The organism is Citrobacter sp. CK206, assembly GCF_030333125.1.
GTDB classification, from domain to species: Bacteria; Pseudomonadota; Gammaproteobacteria; order Enterobacterales; family Enterobacteriaceae; genus Citrobacter_B; species Citrobacter_B koseri.
Map to the genome: position 1 here is coordinate 301088 of NZ_JAOWGM010000020.1, position 19992 is coordinate 321079.

Sequence of the window (19992 nt, forward strand, 5' to 3'; positions counted from 1 at the left end):
TTATATTAACCTTTCAACCATTTAGACATTGCAGGTAAACTCAATTCATAACTTAAAGATAGTACTTCTATAGGCACTGAATTGGAGGTTAGTCGTGGAAATAATGTGTCTACCTCATATCGTTGCATTCCCTGATAGTAGTACTTTTGTTCAGAGTATTCCTTAATATCAATATATCCGTAACTCGTTAATTTATGTTGAAAAAGTTCCAGAGAGTCTGAGTATGGTGAGAGCTTACTACATATTCTACAAACCATCTCGTTTAGTGAAATTGATCCTTCTCTTTCTGGCGCTACTTTGTCAATACGTACAACCACGAGCTCTCCTGCCAGTGTACAATCAAGCTGCTCCAGTGAAGAAATAGTTACACTAGCTGCAGAAATGCCTATACTCTTTACTTCATACCATCCTTCAGAATACATAAAATCCTGATCTGCACCTTCCGCCCCAACCCAACCTTGTACTGCATTCTGCACCGAGCCGCCATAACTCATGTATTCTTCTAAAAAAAGCAATTCACCTAATAAACCCTTACACTTATTTTCATCCATTAATCCATTTTTTTGCAATTCAAGCAATCGGCTCCACTGCCTGTAACGCTTAATGACAAATGTCAATGCTTCTTTTTCATCTGAAGCTGTACGAGAGAATTCGATGATGTCACAACAAAAGATCGCGAAAACATCTTGTTCTGCATTTCGCATTAATTCGAATGTTAAAGTCCAACGATTATCTATTTCTCTTTGACGACGACTTACAATCATTGATTTAGATGATTCGATAGCATTAATTTCTGCGTTACAAACCAGTAATAGTGTTCTTTGATTAGCCGATTGATACCCAATATGCCATTCGAGAGGATGTTGCGTATCAATTTGTAAGAAACCACCATCCTTATATATAATATTATCCCATTGATTAAGAAGAGTTTCTGGCGTAGTTTTCATTCGTCTTCATCCTCGTCAAAGTCATAAAAGCTACGAAATTCAACGATGTTAACCATATATCTTGCTGTTTTCTCTTCACCATTAGAAGGAATACCAATACCTAAAGCAAAAATATGTTCTGGAACATTAACATCAGCTTCTATTTGACTGCGAAGATTACCATTGTTATCTTTTGCATTCTTATCAACTGAAATAACATGTAATATTAAAATTGGCTTTCTTTGAATCTCAAGATATGCTTTATCTGGAATGTGACGAGCATTCGGTTTGATTTTTCTGAAATTATTTTCTGCAATCTCCTTTTCACTGTCACTCAAACCAATTTTAGCAGCCCCTCCAGCACCGACCCGTACTTTTGTACCACTAATACTTATTTGGGTGCTCGTTGCTTTTACTGCACGAGACTCAGGTTTTATTTCTAAGACCTCATCACCACAGCTAAGTTTGTAAAATTCATCACCACTACCCTCAGCAATAAAAACATCCCAATTGCCAATATTTTCATTATCTCTAATAAAATCTGCTATAGCAACACCTTGGAAATTAAGCTGCCATGGATGTGTCTTAAATTCACGAAGTAATAATTCAATTTCATACTTGCTTACATCAGACCAAAAGAATCGGGCATCATCACGCGGTATTCTTTTACCTATTTCAGGCAGTTGACTAATAAAATCTTTAAATACTTTTTCATTTAATTTCAAAGACATTTGATCAGATTTGAGGCGGGGAGTTTCCAGTAATCGTCCTGAGATAGTAATTGGTCGACTAACAGGTGTTGCAGATCTCATCTTATTTCTTGCGGTGACAATTAAAGAGGCGGGGTCCTGACGTACCTTTAAGCCAAAATCCATAGGCGTAAGATTTGCGTATTTCATTCGGGCTATTTCCAGCTTCAATTCTTCAGCCGCAGCTGTTATATATCCATACCAATCAATAGCTTCTTTGCTTATCCATATTTTAAACAAATCATCATAGTCGGGACGATAGCCAAACCATCTTCCCATTTGGAGTAATGTATCATACATCTGTGAGCGACGATAAAAGTAACTTACACACAATCCTTCTAATGTAAGACCTCGGGACAGACTATTTCCACCAACAGCAATAACCCTTAAACCATCATCTTTGTGGCTAAAATAATTTAATCCGGTAGCACCACTCTTTTGGTTAACAGCCCTTACATCGATTGGAGCTACAGCTTTAAAAAGATACTCAGAGAGAAAGTGATGCCACGTTATTGGAAGAGTTCCCTTGCTCGCTTTCTCTGAAAGACCGTATTTCTCCCATATTTTCTTGAGATAATTTATCCCATTAATTTGACTACTTTTTTCTTCGGATAGACTTGCATAGTTTTGCAAATCGGAACGTATTTGCAATACCCATGTAGTTACTAAATCACGAATCTGATTTTGAATATCAGTGAATCGACTGACATGAATCATCATTGTACGATGTTTCCGAATATCCCCTCTAATATCACGAATTCCATTGATTAATAAAAAGTATGCTATTGACTCTTTCATGCTGGGAGGCAACTCTGTCACAACATGCCACTTTTTATGACTGAATGGAAGAAAAGCATCCATTTCTATAGAATCTATAGGATTAAGCACATCCTTGTATTGGGCAGGTATCTCTTCTTCATCCCCAAATATTTCTTTTGCCCCAATATAGTTTGTTGGCGGAGAAAGAGCATAAATAAAGTCACGAGGAAATAAATCATCCCCAGCCATTTCATCTTCATCTTCCGGATCAATGAATATATTCGCATATGGAGTTGCTGTAATGCCAAGATATGAGGCTTGATGGAATAGCTTAAGTAACTTACGAATAGATTTATTGATAGCTGTTGGATCTTTTTCTGGAACATTAGTGTTTACTGACGCGTTATCAGCTTCATCGTCAATAAGAAGAAGTGATTTTTTTATAACACTCCCGTTATCAGTATTATTCGTTTGTAGCCAACGAATTAAATTATTTAATATGTTTTTGTTTTTCTTTATTACAAAAACAACTGTCGCACTTACGTTATCTAATGAAAGACTAAGCTGGCTTAAGATATTTTTATCAAAATCTTTTATAACTGATGTAAAGGATTCGATTCTTTTATCCAGTCCGTATCTACCAACACCAACACCAACTGAGTAATTCTTGGCATCACGTTTTGGGTCTAAGAGATACTCGCTCTTTCTTCCTGAAAACTCAGCATCTAAACGCTCTTGAGTTTGCTGACGCAAATTTTCCATTGTACCGGCAAGGACAATGATTACATTATATCCAGTATCAGCGGCTTTGTTACATATTGCAGTATAGTTTGCTGTTTTTCCTGATTGTACATCACCTAGTACCAACCCTCTGCGCTGAAAGGGCATTTCGCTTTTGGGATTACCAAGCAAGTCAACAATTTCATCCGATACACGTTCCAGATTGCCTGTTACACGTGGATTCCAGCCTTTAACTTCTTCTAGGTATCTTTTATATCTTTGCCAGAAAAAGAAATCTAACTCAGCGCGTCTTGCTGGAAGCCATGACTGATGAGGCTTTTTGTTATCCAAAATCGCTACACCAACATCCATTTGTATAACAATTTTTGCCTTCAGCCTACGTTTTATCGCTTCAAATTCAAGATCACTTACATTAAATACATTCTGAAGAGACTGCCTCAATTCTAAAGCTTTTTCTTCGAACTCAGATTCAGTTGGCGGCTCTTCCGGGAAACCTCTATTGATGCTGGTGGAAATGATCCCTTCTAGCTGTTCCATATTAGTTGTTGTCATGAATAATTTTCCTTCTGTAATGTTCAATCAGGTCTGGGTAGTCCATAAATGGTTCTGTAATTTCAAGAGTATTAAGCAGGTCAATTTTATCTTTACTAATGGAGTTTTCTCCTAAAAGCTCATGAAAAATACGTTCTGCTTCATGTTTATTAATACTGGTGTCGTTTTCTATCATTTTTTCAGATGTCAAATCCAGATATAGCTGATTTAGCGGTATTCCAAACTCTATTGATTTAAGTAAACTTTCGACCATATTTCTTATATTTTGCGTCGTGTCTGAGAATGCTTCTACCAGAGGGTGCTCACGATTTATATTATAGTAACACCCTCCATTTTTTCCTTTGAATCGTTGCCAAATATGTATGACTGAATCTTGGGTTTCTCTTTTCCCACGAAATACCCATGTACTCTTACTTTTGTCTGCTAGACTTTCTACAATTGATTTTAAATTATTTCGTACTATTTCCGGTGGAATAGCAGTAGATTTCTTGATATCTAGCGTCCAAAGGCTATCTAGTTCGTTAGGGATATCAATCTGAATACGGGCTAGCTTAGAAAGTTCCCCCTGCCGCATCATACGAAACCATGTTCCCCATATTAATAATCTTTTATTTCTATAGATATAAAAGCCTTGTCTTTTCCTTAGACCTTCTTTACCTCCTAGAGAACCAATCTCTTCTTTAGACAAGTCTGAAATATGCGGTAATATATATGGTCGAACAATGATTTTTGAGTTTTTAATATATATTGATTCATCGGACATTATTTGCGTGTTTCGATGGGAAAGAAAAGGATCTACCGGTTCGACAGATGTGTTATTCATCCTTATATTTAATCGCCTTATTCCGGATTCCCCATTGATATAACGATGAAAAACTAGTGATAGATGCTTCCTCATTTCATCCATCTTTTTACCCATTGATTGTTCTAAATCGATCTCACCAGTTTTGAGCCTATCAAGATTTTGCCATACAACAAGAGTGCCAGATTTTATTTTTTTTAGATTATCAATATGAGGGATTTGATCTATTTCCTCTGATTCTAGCACTAATAGTGACCAATCTTGTGTTTTAATCACATGGTCAATATCCCATCGTCTTGCTTCAATGCAATCTCGTTGCTTACTAACTACCGTTAGGGTTCGACATTGAGATAATGAGGCTGTCTTCAGACCAAGCCCAAAGCGTCCTAAATCATTTTCAGTGCGTTTTTCATTCGGATTTTGGCTACCATAGCGCATCGCATTATCAATCTCATCTGCAGCCATTCCGCATCCATCATCCATAATTGCAATGTATGAATTTCCAATGGGGAAGAAGAAAATATCAGTGTACGAAGCTTGTGCTGAAATACTGTTGTCGATAATGTCGGCGATCGCAGCTTCTAATGTATAGCCAATAGCACGTGTTGATTCTATCAGTGTTGGTGCGTATGGCGGCAATGATATACTCTTCATGGCAAGCTCTTTATATCAGATTGAAAGCTCTTATCTTTTCTGATGAAAAATCAATTTGCAAATAATAATGGTCATTTTCTGTTAAGTAATGCGTATTTTGAGATTTATGTTGGATTTATGTAGCATTTTCGGGTCAGTCCAAATATCCTAGTTATCAGTAGTTCAAAAAATGACCAGATTCAACTACGTGGCACATGAAATCTTTATGACTGAAACAGCAGAGTGTTAACGCTTGCGTTGCAAACTACAGAAGGTCATAAGCACTCACTGGGTAGCGCTCTTCTGAAAGGTCAGAAAACAGCGCTAATGAAGAATATCCTTAAATCTTAACTATCTCAATAAATTCTCCCGATGCCATTCCAAATAACAATGGGACTCAACAGAAAACGCCTTTATTTTCTCCGGTAACAAACACTGCTCTTTAACGCTAATATCCAATTCAGCACTAATTAATAAACACCCATCGTTCTCAAACGAAATCCATCCCTGATCGAATAAAATATCAATATGCGCAGCCAATATAATTCCATTATAAGGATCAAGACGTTCATTCCCATTCTCGCAGGCAGCCCACGGCTTTATATGGCTGGCACGGAGTAACGGCGCAAACGTCGTTCCCGTAATAGGGCATGCCGGGTAGAGCATGAGACAATTTTTCCGAAAGGTACCCTGCCCCAGTCGTGCCGCAATCAACTGCTCGCGTATAGTATCTTCAATACTTTTATCCTGCTGGATAGCAAGGCAATCACGTTGTGCCTGTTCCTCTCCATCAGAAGATATTAACGAAAGAACGCGCTGCTCAATCGCACTCTCTGAAAGCAGACTCAATCGCTGATGCACTCGCTGCGCTGAATGAGAAAGCGCAGCAGGAGCGCCCTGCTCGTCACGCCAGCCAACACGCGCATCAGTAAGCCACGAGTCAAAGCGATCACGACTGTTTCTCAGACTATTGTGAAACTCGCTGGCGGTTTTGCCCGCGCCAAAACGGGGATAAAACAAGGCAAAAGCCTCTTTCCATTTCTGAACACCCAGTCCCACGGGTGGTTGAGATTTACCGTACTTCGACAAATACCACGCAGCTTCAAGCAAATCATCTTCCGAGCTATTCAATGTTACATCCTGTTTTTCCAGCGTAAATAATTACCGGATTATGTCTGAAAAGATCGTTAACTAAACTGATCAGGTTAGTTGTTTTAGCAAAAACATCGCACACCGGTTTTCACCATCAACAAGCACTACACGCAACCAACAACACAAAAAGGAAAACCCCATGCCCCCACACAAAATCCGCCAGGAGTGGCTGACACTGGATGAGGCCGCAGAAGTCATCCGGCAGCACAACATCACGTTGCTGCCCGCCGACCTGATCCGCCATGCCCTGCACGGCGATCTGCCACTCTCTGTCTACTTCCCCTCCCCCGTACTTCTGAGACCACTCAATCCTCCTTGCCGCTTTGCCTGCCGATTCAGCAAGCCACCCTTTCCACCTTCGCAGTGCAACAAACCCGGCAACCGGAAAGTGATGGCGAACTCTCCACCATGCAGACGCGACCCGACTCTGCAACTGACCACCAGCCATCTGTGGAATTTGCCGTTAATTGGCCTTGAGCGCCTGCTGCTCCACCAGCAACTGGCGAAAACGTTGAATCGTCCTTGCCCCAAAGATACCCACTGCTGCAACCAGATTGGCATTGTGGTCTGCGATGAGAACGACAGCTACTACCAACTCTGTTGCCGCAAATCGTTGCGGGAGCTTTTACTGGAACTGCTCGCCACGCAAAACAACCTTCAGGAAGAGCTACATCTGCTGATTGGCCAGTTATATGGTAATGGTCGCAATGACCTGAAATCCCGGCTCAATCTGTCCGTCTGCTACCTGCAGGATACATTGCCTCCTGACGCACTGTTCGTTATCCGTCGCACTCATCTTGAAGCCTTCCTGACCCGCCATCAGCCGGAATCAAAGGAGCGGATCACCTCCGCGCTTTCCCGTTTGCTGTGGCTGGCCTGCAAGCACAACCCACAGCTGGACGATGAAATGCTGGAGCATCCCTACAAACTGCTGAACATTTTCGAATGCTGGGCGCGCGAGGAAGGTATGCACCTGCCGCTGAGCCCCGAGACGCTGAAAACCGCCCTCCAGCGCGGCGCACCGCCGTAACGCGATTAACTAACCATTTCAACTAACAACTCTCACTAACCCAGATAAGGATTTTTACTGCCTGGCAGGGACGCTGCTGCTTTGATAACCACGCCCATCGTGCTGATGTGAACGAATCTGGACACAGGAGGAATGGTTATGAATAGCGACAGATTTTTACGCTTACGTCAGGTGGAAGACAAAATCGGCTTCGGTAAATCGTGGATTTATCGGCAAATACAGCTGCAACAGTTTCCGCCATCCATCCGACTCAACAGCCGCCACGTCGCCTGGCTGGAAAGCGAGGTGGATGCCTGGATCCACCAGCGCATCCGGCTTACCCGCGATGTCTGAATGCCGGAGGAAGATTATGTGCGCTTCACACCTGCTCAACCGCTGGCTTCACGGCGTCAGCAATACCGGAGAACAGGAGATGGTCCAGGTCAGCCTGGAGCAAATCCAGCCGTTCTCCCTCAATCCCCGCGTCACCCGCAACCCCGGCTATGACGTGCTGAAAGCGTCAATTCTTGCCCGTGGACTGGATAACCCGCCGGTGTTGACCCGTCGCCCCGGTGATGAAAAATATATGCTCGCCAGCGGCGGGAATACGCGCCTCGCCATCCTCAATGAACTGTGGCAGGAGACGCAGGATGAACGTTACCACCGCGTCTGCTGGCCATTCAGACCATGGCCGGAAACGCTGTCACCGCAGCAAGGCGAAGTCCAGTGCCTGATCGGCCATCTGGCGGAAAGCGACCTGCATAACGGATTGATGTTTATCGAACGCGCGGAAGGGATCCTGCACCTGCGCGATCTTTACCTCGAGGCAGGTATTGAATGCCCGACGCAACTGGCGCTGGCGGAGCAACTCACCCGCGACGGCTATCCCGTCAGCCAGTCACAAATCAGCCGGATGCTACAGACCGTCGACTGCCTGCTGCCCTGCATCCCTAACGCGCTATACGGCGGCCTTACCCGAAAGGTTATCGATCGCCTGCTGTCACTACGCAGCGCGGCGGAACAGGTCTGGGTAAAGCTGATGCCGATGGAACGCCAGCCCGAATTTACCGACCTGTTCAGCACCGCCCTCGCCACCTTCAACGGCGAGCCGGAAGCCGTGGTACCGCAACTGGTGCAGGACGAACTGCTCGGCGAGATGAGCTGTCGCAGCGGCATGAGCTGGAATACGTTGCTGGCGGAACTGACCGATGGCCAGAGCAAGCGGCAGGTGCTGCTGGGGCCTCCAGCCGAAAAGGTCCTCTGGCCGCCACCGCCGGAAGCAGAAAAAGCACCACTACCAGAGCCTGAGCCACCGACTGAACCCGCCGCGCCCGATGAGACAAAGCCCTCACCGCTGGTGCATACAGCAAGGTCGCTGTGTGCCTGCTGGGGGCTGGACACTTGTATCGAGCCGGACGACAGCGCTCTAGCGGGTTTCACCCTCGCGCCTTGCCACGATTTTCCCCACCCGGCTGCGCGGCGCTGCTATCAGGTACTGGCAGCCCTGAATGGCGACACCAGCACACCGATGCCCGCCCTCGAATTGCTGTTGTCGCCGGACTACGAGAATACTCAGATCCAGCAACTGATGCAGCTTATCAGCCTGTGCCGCCAGCGGCGGCTGCGGGAGGTTCGCCATGACGCCCTCAGTTAACCAGGCAGTGCTCACCCACATCGTCCAGGCGCTGAAGGAGGGACAGATCCGCTACTGCGAATCGCTGGGCTTCAGCCCGCAGGAGCTATGCGAGCTGACACGCCTTACCGCCGACGACATCCTGTTTCTCAGCAACAGCGCAGTGCAGTTCATCACCACCCACATTGACCACGAGATGCTGGGCCGGATGCTGGCGAGGATGGAGCAGGAGCGGCTGTTCCAGCAACGTCTGGAAGAAGCGCTGTCACTCGGCGCATCCATCGAGTTCATTAACCACTATTTTGGCCTTTCCACGCCGGAGGTCTGCGCCCGGCGGCGGCTGATTGGCCTGTTTGTCCGGCAAGGGCGCAACAATGCTCCGGATGAGCAGTTGGAGACGTTGGTCTGGAATGAGTGGCAGAAGACGGGCGTGAAAAAGCTCGACTCACCCGAAGCGCTGACCGCCATGATGGCAATGGCCCGCGAACACGATCTGTCGCTGACGGTCATCTGGAACCTGCTGCGCCAGTGGACTCAGGAGAAGCTGCTGCATGAAGAGTGACGATCGGCTGCTGTTTCTCGGCAACCCGCAGCAGAGCGTGCCGAAGCGCCTGCTGCTGGCGCGCAACCTCTCCCCGCGCGACAAGTTCGCATGGCAACTGTTGCGCCTGCACGCCCGCGACGACGGCAGCGGCATCTTCCCCTCCTACAACGAACTGCAGGGCTGGCTCTCTGACCAGCCCGAGGGCGAGAAGGCCTCGCGCAGCACCGTCAGCAACGCGCTGATGATGCTGCGGATCACCCGCTGGCTGAGTCTGTGCCAGCGACTGCGGGACGAGCAAAGCGGCAGGATCACCGGCAACCTCTACGCCTTGCATGATGCGCCCTTATCCCATGCCGATGCCTGCCGGATGGACAACGAATATCTGGCGCTGCTCACCGCCTGCTCCCGCCACCGCAACCGACGTATCCGCAACATCGCCATCGGGCTACTGCTCACCCTGCAACAACCTGTGGACAGTGGACGAACCTGCACTGAGTCTCCATTGAAGACCGCCCCTGGTCTTAATCGAAGACTCAGTAAAAAACGCCCGAGTCTTCAATTAAGACTCAGTGATGTGGCGGGGGCTGGCGGGCAGCCGGAGCCGCATTGCGTACATACTGGTACAGATTTAAACAATAAACATCAAAAGCGTACGCAACTGCTGCACTGGCCTGTGGATAATCTCTTCAGCGCCAGCGAGCGCCGCGCCGCCGAACGCGCGATGCGCAATCTGGATCCCTCCCTCTGCCAGCAAGTGCTGGACGACTGCCTGTGGCGGATCGCCGCCCACGATATCCACCGCCCCCTCGCCTATCTGCTGGCAACGCTGGAGAAGGCCAGGCGGGGCGAGTTCAATCAGCTTCGGCGCAGGCGCAGATAGTCCCGATTTTATGCGCACCGCATAAAGCCGGTGTACCAGCTATCAATCAAACCTCATTCATCGGCGAAATTAACTTTCTGTGAACCAGATGGGTTTCCCGTCGCCAGACTCATTGCGCGGACCGACACTGCGGGCATCTGAACCCATGGAGAATTTCCGATGCCTGGCACAACCCTGTTCAGCGATATCCGCATCACCCTGCACACCCGCGTCGCCGCCCGGCTGTGGCAGGCGCATCCCACTGGCATGCTGCTCTGTCTGGCGTTACTCAGGCGTCTGCTGCGCGCCGAAGAGGCTGACGATCCGTGGGCCGCCCACTGGCTGAAGCAACTGCGCATCCGCCTGAATCTGATCGCGCACCTGCTGAAGCAAAAAAATCGTCGGCTGGACCAAGCCTTCGCCAGCCTGCCGGGCGCTATCCACACCACGCAGGTCAGTAACCCGTCCCCGACCGAATTCATCCTGCCGCTGGCGCTGTTCTCGCCACCCGGTTCGCGCCTGCTGCAACAGTTGATTGATTACGATCTGCTGGTCCGCCGCACCCTGCTTGCCTGGCACCTCGGCCTTATCACCCAGGCGGAGAAGCGCGATTTCATTGCCACCATCCCACGGCTAATGCTCCAGGTGTTCAGCTTCGTGAACCGCTTTCGCACCACTGGCGTGACCCGCGCCGACGTGAGGGCGAACAGTCCGCTGGCGCAGTCGATGGCGCATAAGCTCGGGAATTTGCCCAAAAAGATGCTTGCGGAGATCCTGCGTGATGAACAATGACGACGACGAAGAAAGCGCCGCCCGCAAAAGCTCGCTAAAGGGCCTTTTAAAGGCCTTTAAGGGTAAGGGAGAGCTGCGAGCGCTGGTGCGGGAATTACAGACGCTGCGCATACAGTTGCAACTACGCCAGCCGATGCTGAAACAGGCGGTGTATGAATTGCCGGGGCGTAACGTACCGCTGATCCTGTGCAGCAACCCGGCGCGCTCCGGCGTCAGCTATCTGCGCTGGCGTAATCTGGACAACAACCGTTCGGGAGGCGTGGCGTTGCAGGAGGCCATTCAACAGCCTGACGTAAGCGATGAACTGCGCGATGCGCTGATGGCGCTCGAATGGCGGCGGCAGGTGCTGAATACGCAGCTTTCGGTGGTGATGTTTATGCTGCGGCGGATACAGCTGTTAACCACGCTGGTTTAAAATTTTGCGTAAAGTTAAACCCTGAGTGTCACTTTAGCGAAAATTTTAAACTCACCTCATGCACCTTAAAACACGTACTATCCGCTTAATGCGCGTTTTAAGGTGCAATTTTTACCTGCTCCCTCCAGTTTCCCATGTCGCCTTACCCCTCCGGCACACCAAGCTGAACTCCCTTTCACCGGAGACAGCCCATGCAACTTTACCTGTGCGAAAAACCCTCTCAGGCGCGCGATATCGCCCGTGTTCTTGACGCCCGTAACCGCAGCGACGGCTACCTGCATAACGCCACCGTGACCATCACCTGGTGCTTCGGCCATCTGCTGAGCATGGCCGCGCCGGAGGATTACGATCCGGCGCTGAAACACTGGCGGGCAGAGCATCTGCCGTTTATTCCCCCGGCATGGCGGCTGGTGATCCGCCCGGAGGTGCGCAAGCAGTTCCGTATCATCGAAAAGCTGCTGAAACAGGCGGATGCAATGGTGATCGCCACCGACGCCGACCGCGAAGGCGAAACCATTGCCCGTGAAATTCTGGAACAATGCCGCTGGCGCGGTCCGGTCCAAAGGCTATGGCTGTCGGCGCTGGATGACGCCAGTATCCACAAGGCGCTTGCTGCCCTGCGACCCGGCGACAGCACGTTTCCGCTTTACCAGGCCGGACTGGCGCGCGCACGCGCCGACTGGCTGGTCGGCATCAACATGACCCGCGCCTGCACGCTGATGAACCGGCGGCACAAAGGCGTGCTCTCCGTGGGCCGGGTACAGACGCCGACCCTGCGTCTGGTGGTGGAGCGCGACCGGGAGATCGCGCGCTTCACACCCCGCCCATGGTGGCGGGTGGATGCCCGCTTGCGTGCGGAGGGTTGTTCCTTTCTGGCGCAGTGGCAACCGGATAGTGCGTACTGCGACGACGAAGGGCGCTGTATCCGCGAATCCGCCGCCCGCGAGGCCACTGCGCGCCTGCAACAGGCCGGAACCGCGCTGGTACTGGATGTGACCACCCGGCGGGAAAAAACACCGCCACCGCTGGCCTTCACCCTCAGCGCCCTGCAGCAGGTCTGCTCAAAACAGTGGGGCATGGGCGCGCAGGAGGTACTGGATATCGCCCAGCGCCTGTATGAGACCCATAAGGCCACCACCTATCCGCGCACCGACTGCGGCTATCTGCCGCTTTCCATGCACGCTGAAGCGCCACAGGTGCTGGCCGCGGTGGTTGCCAGCGACACCTCACTCCAGCCCCTCGCCACGCAACTAAATCTGCAGCAACGCTCCAGGTTGTGGGACGACAGTAAAATCACCGCCCACCACGGCATCATCCCGACCCGTAAAACGGTAGATCTGACACAGATGAATGACAGCGAGCGCAAAGTTTACGGCCTGGTACGCAGCCATTTTCTGGCGCAGTTTCTACCGGACCATGAGGCGAATAAAACGGAGTTGCGCCTGAACTGCGCCGGGGAAACGCTGGTTGCCCGTAGCTCAGTGGTGATTGTCAGCGGCTGGCGACAACTGTTTTTACGCGAGATGGCAACGCACTCACCGGAAGAAACGCAGGCACTTCCCGCTCTGCAACAGGGACAGACCTGCAAAGTGGAACAGGTGGACGTTCGCGCCCGCCAGACCCAGCCGCCGGAGCACTACACGGAAGGGACGCTGATTGCCGCGATGAAAAATGCCGCCCGTTTTGTCAGCGATGAGTGCCTGAAGCAGCGACTGAAAGAGAACGCCGGCATCGGCACCGAAGCCACCCGCGCCGGGATTATCCAGACGCTCCTTAAGCGCGGTTATCTGATTAAGCAGCGACGCTTTCTGCTGGCAACGGATACCGCCAGCACGCTGATTGACGCCCTGCCGGAAACGCTGAAAGATCCGGGCACCACTGCGCTATGGGAGCAGATGCTGGATGAAATCGCGACGGGGAAAATGGGGCTGGAGGCTTTCCTGGTGCAGCAGCAAGAGGCCGTTACAGCGCTCACGGCTCAAATAGTCAGAGGCCAGAAAAGTGCCTCATCAGGTTAGCAAAACGCCCGGCGTTTGCCGGGCGTGAAAACAACGTCAGTCAACGATTACGGCTTATGTTCAATGGCCGGGTTGTTGTTGATGGCGATGCGCTGCGGTTTCTCTTCTTCCGGGATATCCTGGTGTAATTCAATCGCCAGCAAGCCGTTTTCCAGCGAAGCGCCGGTCACTTTCACATGCTCCGGCAGACTATAGCTGGCCCGGAAGTCGCTGCGGCTGATACCCCGATGGATCCAGCCTTCTTCGCTGTTTTCGGTTTTCTCCTCTTCACGTTTACCGCTGATGTTCAGCTGACCGCCAACGGTTTCAATTTCCAGTTCGCTCTCTTTCCAGCCCGGCACGCTGAGCGTCAGTTCATAGCGGTTATCGCCCAGCCGCCGGATATTGTAAGAAGGCGTGGAGGGCAACGGCGTACTGCCGGTTAGCTGGCTAAAAAGGCGATCGATGCGGTTAAAACGGTCCGCAAACAGAGAGTCGGAGAGATCGTGCAACATGGGAAAAGTTCTGAGAGTCATCATGTACCTCCTGAACAGTAAAAAAGAATATTCAAAAAGTTCATGTCTTATGGGCAGGCGTTCCTTACCCGCTTTCTATGTAAGGTTACTGGGCTACTTTTCAACTCACCGAAGCGCAATTTTGTGATGAAAATCACATATTCTCCGCCCGGCCTGTCACGGAAATTATTCAGCCACCGGTAACAAATCTCGCTGTCCTCTCACCCCGAAAGCTGTTGCTGTAATGCCGTTATCACCAAAGTCCGCCATGCATTCCTGAAACGCGGAGGCGCACAGCGCGGAATGCCCGTACTGCCAGTAACTCTGAGGGCTTTCAGCCCATGAGCCAAACCCGAAGCGGGGCATCCCCGCGCATGGGGCCTCCGCACCTTTCAACACGGAGATACCACCATGAACGATACCCACTACTTCAACCTGTACACCAGCGGTCTGGGCTACCTCAACCGGATCCGGGAAGTGACCCCGAAAAAAGGCGAACCGTTCCTGTGTTGCGACATTGCCGCACTACGGGGCGAAGCCAGCAACGCGGAGCACACCTGGTTCGACTGCCGCATCAGCGGCAAGGAAGCGCAGAAACTGGTGCGCCGCTGTATCGACGCCTGCGAGCAGAAACGCAAGGTGCTGATCCAGTTCCGCCTCGGCGATCTGTATGCCGACACTTTTGTCTACAGCAAAGGCGACCGTAAAGGCGAAACCGGCGTCAGCCTGAAAGCCCATCTGCTGCAAATCGGGCTCATTAAAATTGACGGTGAAGAGGTTTACCGGGCAGAGCGCGAAGCGGAATCCCAGCCAGCGCCAGCCGCACCGCCAGCAGAGCCTGTACCGCAGTTCTGACACACAGCATTCACCCTGCCGGGGAAATTCCCCGCCGGGGCGTTTCCCTGGCCTTTTTCCGGAGAGACGCATGATGAATACCGTATTGAACTCACGCGAAGAAGCCCTTAACCGGGGCAAACTGATTAACCTTGATGACGAGGCGCTGGACGCTGGCTTACCGCTGGATCTGGCCATTACCCTTCCGGCCCACAAGCACTGTCTTGAAGACCGGAATGACAACACCATCAGGGACTTGCTGAAAGGTGTTGAAATGGCAGCGGTAGTGGCCTTTATCTCTCACCAACCGCCGCAGCGCACCATTCGTATCGACTACCGCTTGGTGCTGTCGCAAAAAACTAACGGCAGCACGCAGCAGCAAACCGTCAGATTGACGTTACGCGTTCATTTTTCTGAGCAAGGCATCCCCATTGCCGCCACGCTGGGGCTGATGGGGGAAAGATTCCCTTACTGAACTGATTTCGCGCCCGAAATAACGGGCGCTATTTTTTGACGCCGCAAACAGTTGTCGGTAGTTCCTTGTCCTCTCATCCTGCACGCTCCTGTCAAAGCACTGTGGAGGATGTGATGAAACGACTACTGACAGCTCTGCTCCTGTTTATTTTCAACGGCGTGGCCGCAGCCTCCCCTGCCACGCCAGAAGTCGTCCGCTACGACCGCTATCTGCTGGTCAGCACGTCACCGCAACAGCCGCCACTCGAACAGCTTACCGCCCTGGCCGTTCCGCCCGGTTTTCATCCGACGGTAGGGGAAACGTTGCAGTACCTCCTGCGCGACAGCGGCTGGTCTTTGTGTCTCGCCGATGCGCGCCGGGCGCAGCTTTATAGCCTCCCGTTACCGCTGAGCCAGTACAACACCGGCCCGCTGCGCCTGAAGGCCGCCCTGCAACTACTGGTGGGCCCGGCGTGGCGAATAACCACCGACGAAAACCGCCGCGAAGTCTGTTTCGCCAGCGACCATTCCCTCTCCCCGACGGTGGCTTACCGTCATCCCGTGTCCCTCCACCCTTTGGGGCCGTTAACGGCCCCGTTTTTTCTCGCCGGAACCGTACAGCGTGGCGATATCCGACTGGCCGTAATCGTGCCGCCGGAAGCCGTTTACCTCCATCAGGTGGTGTGGCTGCGCAGCGGAGAACAGTGGCGTAGCTGGCGGCTGGAGCGGTTTGATGAGCGCCGGGCGGTATTCCGTCACGGCAAACGCCAGCTAACGCTGAAGATGCCGGAGTAAGCGATGAAACGCCTGGTTCTTCTGTTACTGTTCACCGCCAGCGCGTGGGCGCAACCGCTTCAGGTGCAGACCAGCCAGAATGCGGACTCCGCTCTCAGGCCGCTGACCACGCGACAGCAGGCCACCGCCTGGGGTATCACGCCGGAAGAGTGGCAGCGCTATCTCATGCTGAAACAACAGGTGCGCGGCGTCTGGTCGCCGGGGCTCGATCCGCTGACCACTCTGGGCGTTGAAGCCGACACTGACCACGAACGTCAACGCTTCGCCGAACTGCTGGTCAGGCAGGAATACCAGCGGCTGGAGAAAGAACTCGCCTTCCAGCGCGCCTATGACGCCGCCTGGCAACGCCTCTATCCGGGCCTGACGCCGCTGAAAACCACCTCCACCAGCACTTCCCGCGTTTCGCTGTTTGTCCAGGATGACTGCCCGCCCTGCGACAGCCTGCTACGTACCCTGCTGGCGCAGCAGCGTCCGCTGGATATCTGGCTGGTCAACAGCGAAGGTGATGATAACCGGGTGCGACGCTGGGCGATGGCGCACGGTATTGACGCAAAGCTGGTGAGTGAACACAGCATCACGCTTAACCACGACGCGGGCCGCTGGCTGCTTTTAGGGCAGAGCAAAATCCCGGTAGCGCTGGAACGTAAGGGGGAGCAATGGCGCGAGGTCCTGCCCTGATCCTGCTACTGCCCTGTCTGGCGCTGGCACAGCCTCTGCCGGAAGCGTACCTGCGCGCCGCAGAGCATTTCCGCGTGCCGCCGGAACTGCTGTGGGCCGTCACACAGACCGAAAGCGGCGCAAACCTGAACGGCAGACATCGCCCGTGGCCGTGGACGCTCAATATCAAAGGCACCGGCTACCGCTACGCCAGCCGGGAGCAGGCCTGTCAGGCACTGCTGGCCGCCATCCGCCGCACCAGCCCGAAGCGCATTGATGTGGGGCTCGGGCAAATCAATATCGGCTGGCACCGGGCGTATTTTGACTCTCCCTGCGACGCCCTGCATCCCCTGCAGAACCTGTCGCTCACCGCACAACTGCTGCGTCAGCGCTACGACGAACGTCCCGGAAGCTGGCTCAATGCCGCCGCCCGCTATCACCGTCCTGCTGGCGGCGCGCCTGCCACACGCTACCGCAAGCTGGTCAGTCGCCATCTGCAACGGGCCACATCACCATGAGCCGCTACGCGCTGGAAGCGCTGCTGCGCCCGCCTGTGGAGTTTTACAGCACCGTCACCGCTGGCTGTGGTGCATTAATCTGCCTGACGCAAGCCCCGCTGCTGATGCTGACGCCGTGGCAAGCCCGCCTGATGGCCTGCGCCCTTATGCTGCTGGCCCTACGACGCGGCTGGCAGGGATGGCAAATCATACGCTACCAGCGTAACCTCCTGCGCCTGCCGCGCTACGCGCTGACCAGCCGGAAAATCCCGGTCAGCCGCCAGAGGCAGTTTCTCGGTAAGGGCTTTCGCTGGCAGCCCATCCACACCCAGCGTCTGTACGACTGCCTGCAACCGGAAGCCGCACGCAGGCTGCGCCCGGGATGGTGTTACCGCCTGGCAAGGCATATCGAAAAACGCGGTGAACATACCCTGCCCAGTCTTGCCCGCCTGCTCAGCGCCGATCGCTGGCTGAATCCGGTACGTCCGCTACCACCCGTTGGCGGTACCCCGTGGCTGCACGGCGTGGAGTTGAAAGAAATTGATGTCACCCTGCCACTCAGCGAGCGCCCCGGCCATACGCTGGTGCTCGGTACCACCCGCGTCGGCAAAACCCGGCTGGCGGAACTGCTTGCCACTCAGGACATCCGCCGTGGCGAGGTGGTGATCGTTTTCGATCCGAAAGGCGACGCGGATCTGCTGAAGCGTCTGTGGACAGAGACGCAGCGCGCCGGACGCGGCGACCGCTTTATCCTGTTTCACCTAGCGTATCCGGAGATCTCTGCCCGCTACAACGCGATCGGGCGCTTTGGCCGCATTTCGGAGGTGGCGTCACGCCTCACCGGACAGCTTTCCGGCGAAGGTAACTCGGCAGCCTTCCGCGAGTTCGCCTGGCGCTTTGTCAACATCATCGCCCGCGCTCTGGTAGCGCTCGGCCAGCGCCCCGACTATCAGTTGATATCCCGCCACGTCGTCAATATCGACGCCCTGTTTATTGACTATGCCCGCATCGTGCTGCCACGCCACAACCCGCGGGCGTGGGAAGTGGTGGCGCAACTGGCGGAGCGCGTTAACGACAAAAACACACCACGCCATATGCTGGGCCGCGATCCTCACGTGGTGGCGCTGGAGCAGTACCTCAACGCGGAGAAATTATACGATCCGATCCTCGACGGCCTGCTCTCGGCGGTGCGCTATGACAAAACCTACTTCGACAAGATTGTCGCCTCGCTGCTGCCGCTGCTGGAAAAGCTGACCACCGGCACGCTCGCTGCCCTGCTCGCCCCGGATTACCACGATCTGGACGACATGCGATCGATCCTCGACTGGCAACAGGCGATCCGCCAGAAAGCAGTAGTCTATGTCGGGCTGGACGCGCTCTCCGATACGGTGGTCGCTGCCGCCGTCGGCAACTCAATGTTTGCTGACCTGGTGAGCGTCGCCGGACATCTCTACAAGTTTGGTCTGAATGATGGACTGCCCGGCAACAGTGAAAAACCGCCGCCTATCAACCTGCATTGCGATGAGTTTAATGAACTGATGGGCGAGGAGTTTATTCCGCTGGTCAACAAGGGCGGCGGCGCAGGTATTCAGGTCACCGCCTACACCCAGACGTTGAGTGATATTCAGGCCCGAATCGGCAACGCACCGAAGACAGGCCAGGTGGTAGGGAACTTCAACAACCTGATTATGTTGCGGGTGCGCGAAACCGCCACCGCCGAACTACTGACGAAGCAACTGCCACAGGTCGAAGTGCGCAACCGCCAGGTGAGTTCCGGTGTCACCGACACACCGGGCGGCATCAACAGCTTTACCAGCAACACCCGCGAGCAGGTGGTCACCCGCAATGTACCGCTGCTGGATACCGCCGCGTTGATTCAACTTCCTAAAGGCCAGGCCTTTGCCCTGCTTGAGGGCGGGCAGCTGTGGAAAATTCGTCTGCCACTGCCCGTAGCAGATAAGCACAGCCCACTACCGGAGTCCGTCGCACAACTGGTGGCCTGGATGCAGGCGCGCCAGCGGGGACAGCCGGAATGAGTGAACAGCAACCGCCTCCATCACTTCCGCCACAAGGACCGATTGGCTGGCTTCTGTCGCTGGCCGGACGGCTTATTGGGCTGGTTATTGGCGCGCTGGTTCTAAGGATCGTACTAGAGCTGGCGGGGCTGTATTTCTGGTGGCCGCAGGAGGGGTGCAGGCATATTTTTCAAGTGATGAGGCAAGAGCAAACTGAGCTGGTTATTGCGTTGCAGCCACATCCGCTGAAGAATGAAATGGTGATGTTGCTGGAGAACGGGACAACTCACGGGCTTTTGGCTAACAGGTTCCTGCAGAAACCGTTCACCGTCCTGGCTTATACGCTGGTGAGTTTTATGCTGCGTCTGACATGGCTCGTCGCCATGCTTCCCCTGCTTTGCCTGTGTGTTGTAATCGGGCTGGCCGAAGGTCTGGTACAGCGGGATTTGAGGCGGTTTGGTTCCGGGCTGGAATCGGTTTTTCTCCACCGCTACGTCATCAGGTCCGGCAGTTCAGTCGCCACCACGCTGTGGGTGTTTTATCTGGCACAGCCGCTGTTTGTACCCGCGATGCTGGTTTTACTGCCCGCCACCTTATGGCTTGGGATAACGGTATGGATGGCTGCAGGAAGTTTTAAGCGTTGGTTATGAATCGTTCAATTTT

Annotated in this window: 20 protein-coding genes; 15 read left to right on the forward strand and 5 right to left on the reverse strand. The window is 52.7% G+C overall.

Features of this window, described 5'->3' with window-relative positions; all coding sequences use genetic code 11:
• Positions 1 to 5: 5 nt before the first annotated feature.
• The 4 genes from OGX81_RS02170 to OGX81_RS02185 all read right to left on the reverse strand — a co-directional run bounded on the left by OGX81_RS02170 (position 6) and on the right by OGX81_RS02185 (position 6293).
• Positions 6 to 947 (reverse strand): PD-(D/E)XK motif protein, encoded by a 942-nt coding sequence (locus OGX81_RS02170; protein ID WP_075202914.1) that lies wholly within the window; start codon positions 945 to 947, stop codon positions 6 to 8.
• Positions 944 to 3727, reverse strand: coding sequence for a Z1 domain-containing protein (locus OGX81_RS02175; RefSeq protein WP_286487496.1), 2784 nt, complete (start codon positions 3725 to 3727; stop codon positions 944 to 946). The genes OGX81_RS02170 and OGX81_RS02175 overlap by 4 nt, the downstream gene beginning before the upstream one ends.
• A complete protein-coding gene (locus OGX81_RS02180; RefSeq protein WP_049009503.1) occupies positions 3714 to 5183 on the reverse strand; it encodes an ATP-binding protein in 1470 nt (489 codons plus the stop codon). The genes OGX81_RS02175 and OGX81_RS02180 overlap by 14 nt, the downstream gene beginning before the upstream one ends.
• A 330-nt stretch (positions 5184 to 5513) precedes the next feature.
• A complete protein-coding gene (locus OGX81_RS02185) occupies positions 5514 to 6293 on the reverse strand; it encodes an HNH endonuclease (RefSeq protein WP_286487497.1) in 780 nt (259 codons plus the stop codon).
• Between the two features lie 160 nt (positions 6294 to 6453).
• Here OGX81_RS02185 and OGX81_RS02190 point away from each other — a divergent pair, with 160 nt between their 5' ends.
• From OGX81_RS02190 to OGX81_RS02225, 8 genes are all read left to right on the forward strand, one after another.
• The gene (locus OGX81_RS02190; protein WP_221027065.1) at positions 6454 to 7344 is read left to right on the forward strand and encodes a hypothetical protein; all 891 of its coding nucleotides are present in this window, start codon (positions 6454 to 6456) and stop codon (positions 7342 to 7344) included.
• Between the two features lie 138 nt (positions 7345 to 7482).
• A complete protein-coding gene (locus OGX81_RS02195; RefSeq protein ID WP_001561320.1) occupies positions 7483 to 7677 on the forward strand; it encodes a helix-turn-helix transcriptional regulator in 195 nt (64 codons plus the stop codon).
• Positions 7678 to 7693: 16 nt separating this feature from the next.
• Positions 7694 to 8977 (forward strand): ParB family protein, encoded by a 1284-nt coding sequence (locus OGX81_RS02200; protein WP_286487498.1) that lies wholly within the window; start codon positions 7694 to 7696, stop codon positions 8975 to 8977.
• A complete protein-coding gene (locus OGX81_RS02205; RefSeq protein ID WP_279937852.1) occupies positions 8961 to 9518 on the forward strand; it encodes a DUF2857 domain-containing protein in 558 nt (185 codons plus the stop codon). Before OGX81_RS02200 ends, OGX81_RS02205 begins: the two co-directional genes overlap by 17 nt.
• The gene (locus OGX81_RS02210; RefSeq protein WP_049009513.1) at positions 9508 to 10380 is read left to right on the forward strand and encodes an STY4528 family pathogenicity island replication protein; all 873 of its coding nucleotides are present in this window, start codon (positions 9508 to 9510) and stop codon (positions 10378 to 10380) included. Before OGX81_RS02205 ends, OGX81_RS02210 begins: the two co-directional genes overlap by 11 nt.
• A 159-nt stretch (positions 10381 to 10539) precedes the next feature.
• On the forward strand, positions 10540 to 11151 hold the full coding sequence (locus OGX81_RS02215; protein WP_032942261.1) for a PFL_4669 family integrating conjugative element protein: 612 nt from the start codon (positions 10540 to 10542) through the stop codon (positions 11149 to 11151).
• Complete coding sequence (locus tag OGX81_RS02220; RefSeq protein WP_187228318.1) at positions 11141 to 11566, forward strand: DUF3158 family protein; 426 nt, start codon at positions 11141 to 11143, stop codon at positions 11564 to 11566. The genes OGX81_RS02215 and OGX81_RS02220 overlap by 11 nt, the downstream gene beginning before the upstream one ends.
• A gap of 191 nt (positions 11567 to 11757) precedes the next feature.
• Positions 11758 to 13584 (forward strand): DNA topoisomerase III, encoded by a 1827-nt coding sequence (locus OGX81_RS02225; RefSeq protein ID WP_286487499.1) that lies wholly within the window; start codon positions 11758 to 11760, stop codon positions 13582 to 13584.
• Between the two features lie 47 nt (positions 13585 to 13631).
• On the opposite strand, the gene OGX81_RS02230 is transcribed toward OGX81_RS02225, so the two are convergent.
• Complete coding sequence (locus OGX81_RS02230) at positions 13632 to 14102, reverse strand: Hsp20 family protein (RefSeq protein ID WP_077258823.1); 471 nt, start codon at positions 14100 to 14102, stop codon at positions 13632 to 13634.
• A gap of 387 nt (positions 14103 to 14489) precedes the next feature.
• On the opposite strand from OGX81_RS02230, the gene OGX81_RS02235 reads away from it, so the two are divergent.
• From OGX81_RS02235 to OGX81_RS02265, 7 genes are all read left to right on the forward strand, one after another.
• Positions 14490 to 14933: an STY4534 family ICE replication protein gene (locus tag OGX81_RS02235; protein ID WP_049009522.1), complete on the forward strand. Its 444-nt coding sequence runs from the start codon at positions 14490 to 14492 to the stop codon at positions 14931 to 14933.
• A 70-nt stretch (positions 14934 to 15003) separates the two neighbouring features.
• Positions 15004 to 15387, forward strand: a complete 384-nt coding sequence (locus tag OGX81_RS02240) for a hypothetical protein (protein ID WP_286487500.1) — start codon at positions 15004 to 15006, stop codon at positions 15385 to 15387.
• 113 nt (positions 15388 to 15500) lie between these two features.
• Positions 15501 to 16160, forward strand: a complete 660-nt coding sequence (gene pilL2, locus OGX81_RS02245) for a PFGI-1 class ICE element type IV pilus protein PilL2 (protein WP_040230289.1) — start codon at positions 15501 to 15503, stop codon at positions 16158 to 16160.
• Between the two features lie 3 nt (positions 16161 to 16163).
• Positions 16164 to 16838 (forward strand): TIGR03759 family integrating conjugative element protein, encoded by a 675-nt coding sequence (locus OGX81_RS02250; protein WP_040230290.1) that lies wholly within the window; start codon positions 16164 to 16166, stop codon positions 16836 to 16838.
• Positions 16817 to 17335 (forward strand): transglycosylase SLT domain-containing protein, encoded by a 519-nt coding sequence (locus OGX81_RS02255; RefSeq protein WP_137365093.1) that lies wholly within the window; start codon positions 16817 to 16819, stop codon positions 17333 to 17335. The genes OGX81_RS02250 and OGX81_RS02255 overlap by 22 nt, the downstream gene beginning before the upstream one ends.
• Positions 17332 to 19350 carry a type IV conjugative transfer system coupling protein TraD gene (gene traD / locus OGX81_RS02260; RefSeq protein WP_286487501.1) on the forward strand — a complete coding sequence of 673 codons (2019 nt, stop codon included), beginning with the start codon at positions 17332 to 17334 and terminating at the stop codon, positions 19348 to 19350. The genes OGX81_RS02255 and traD overlap by 4 nt, the downstream gene beginning before the upstream one ends.
• A complete protein-coding gene (locus tag OGX81_RS02265; protein ID WP_286487502.1) occupies positions 19347 to 19979 on the forward strand; it encodes an IncC plasmid conjugative DNA transfer DtrJ family protein in 633 nt (210 codons plus the stop codon). The genes traD and OGX81_RS02265 overlap by 4 nt, the downstream gene beginning before the upstream one ends.
• Positions 19980 to 19992: the final 13 nt, after the last annotated feature.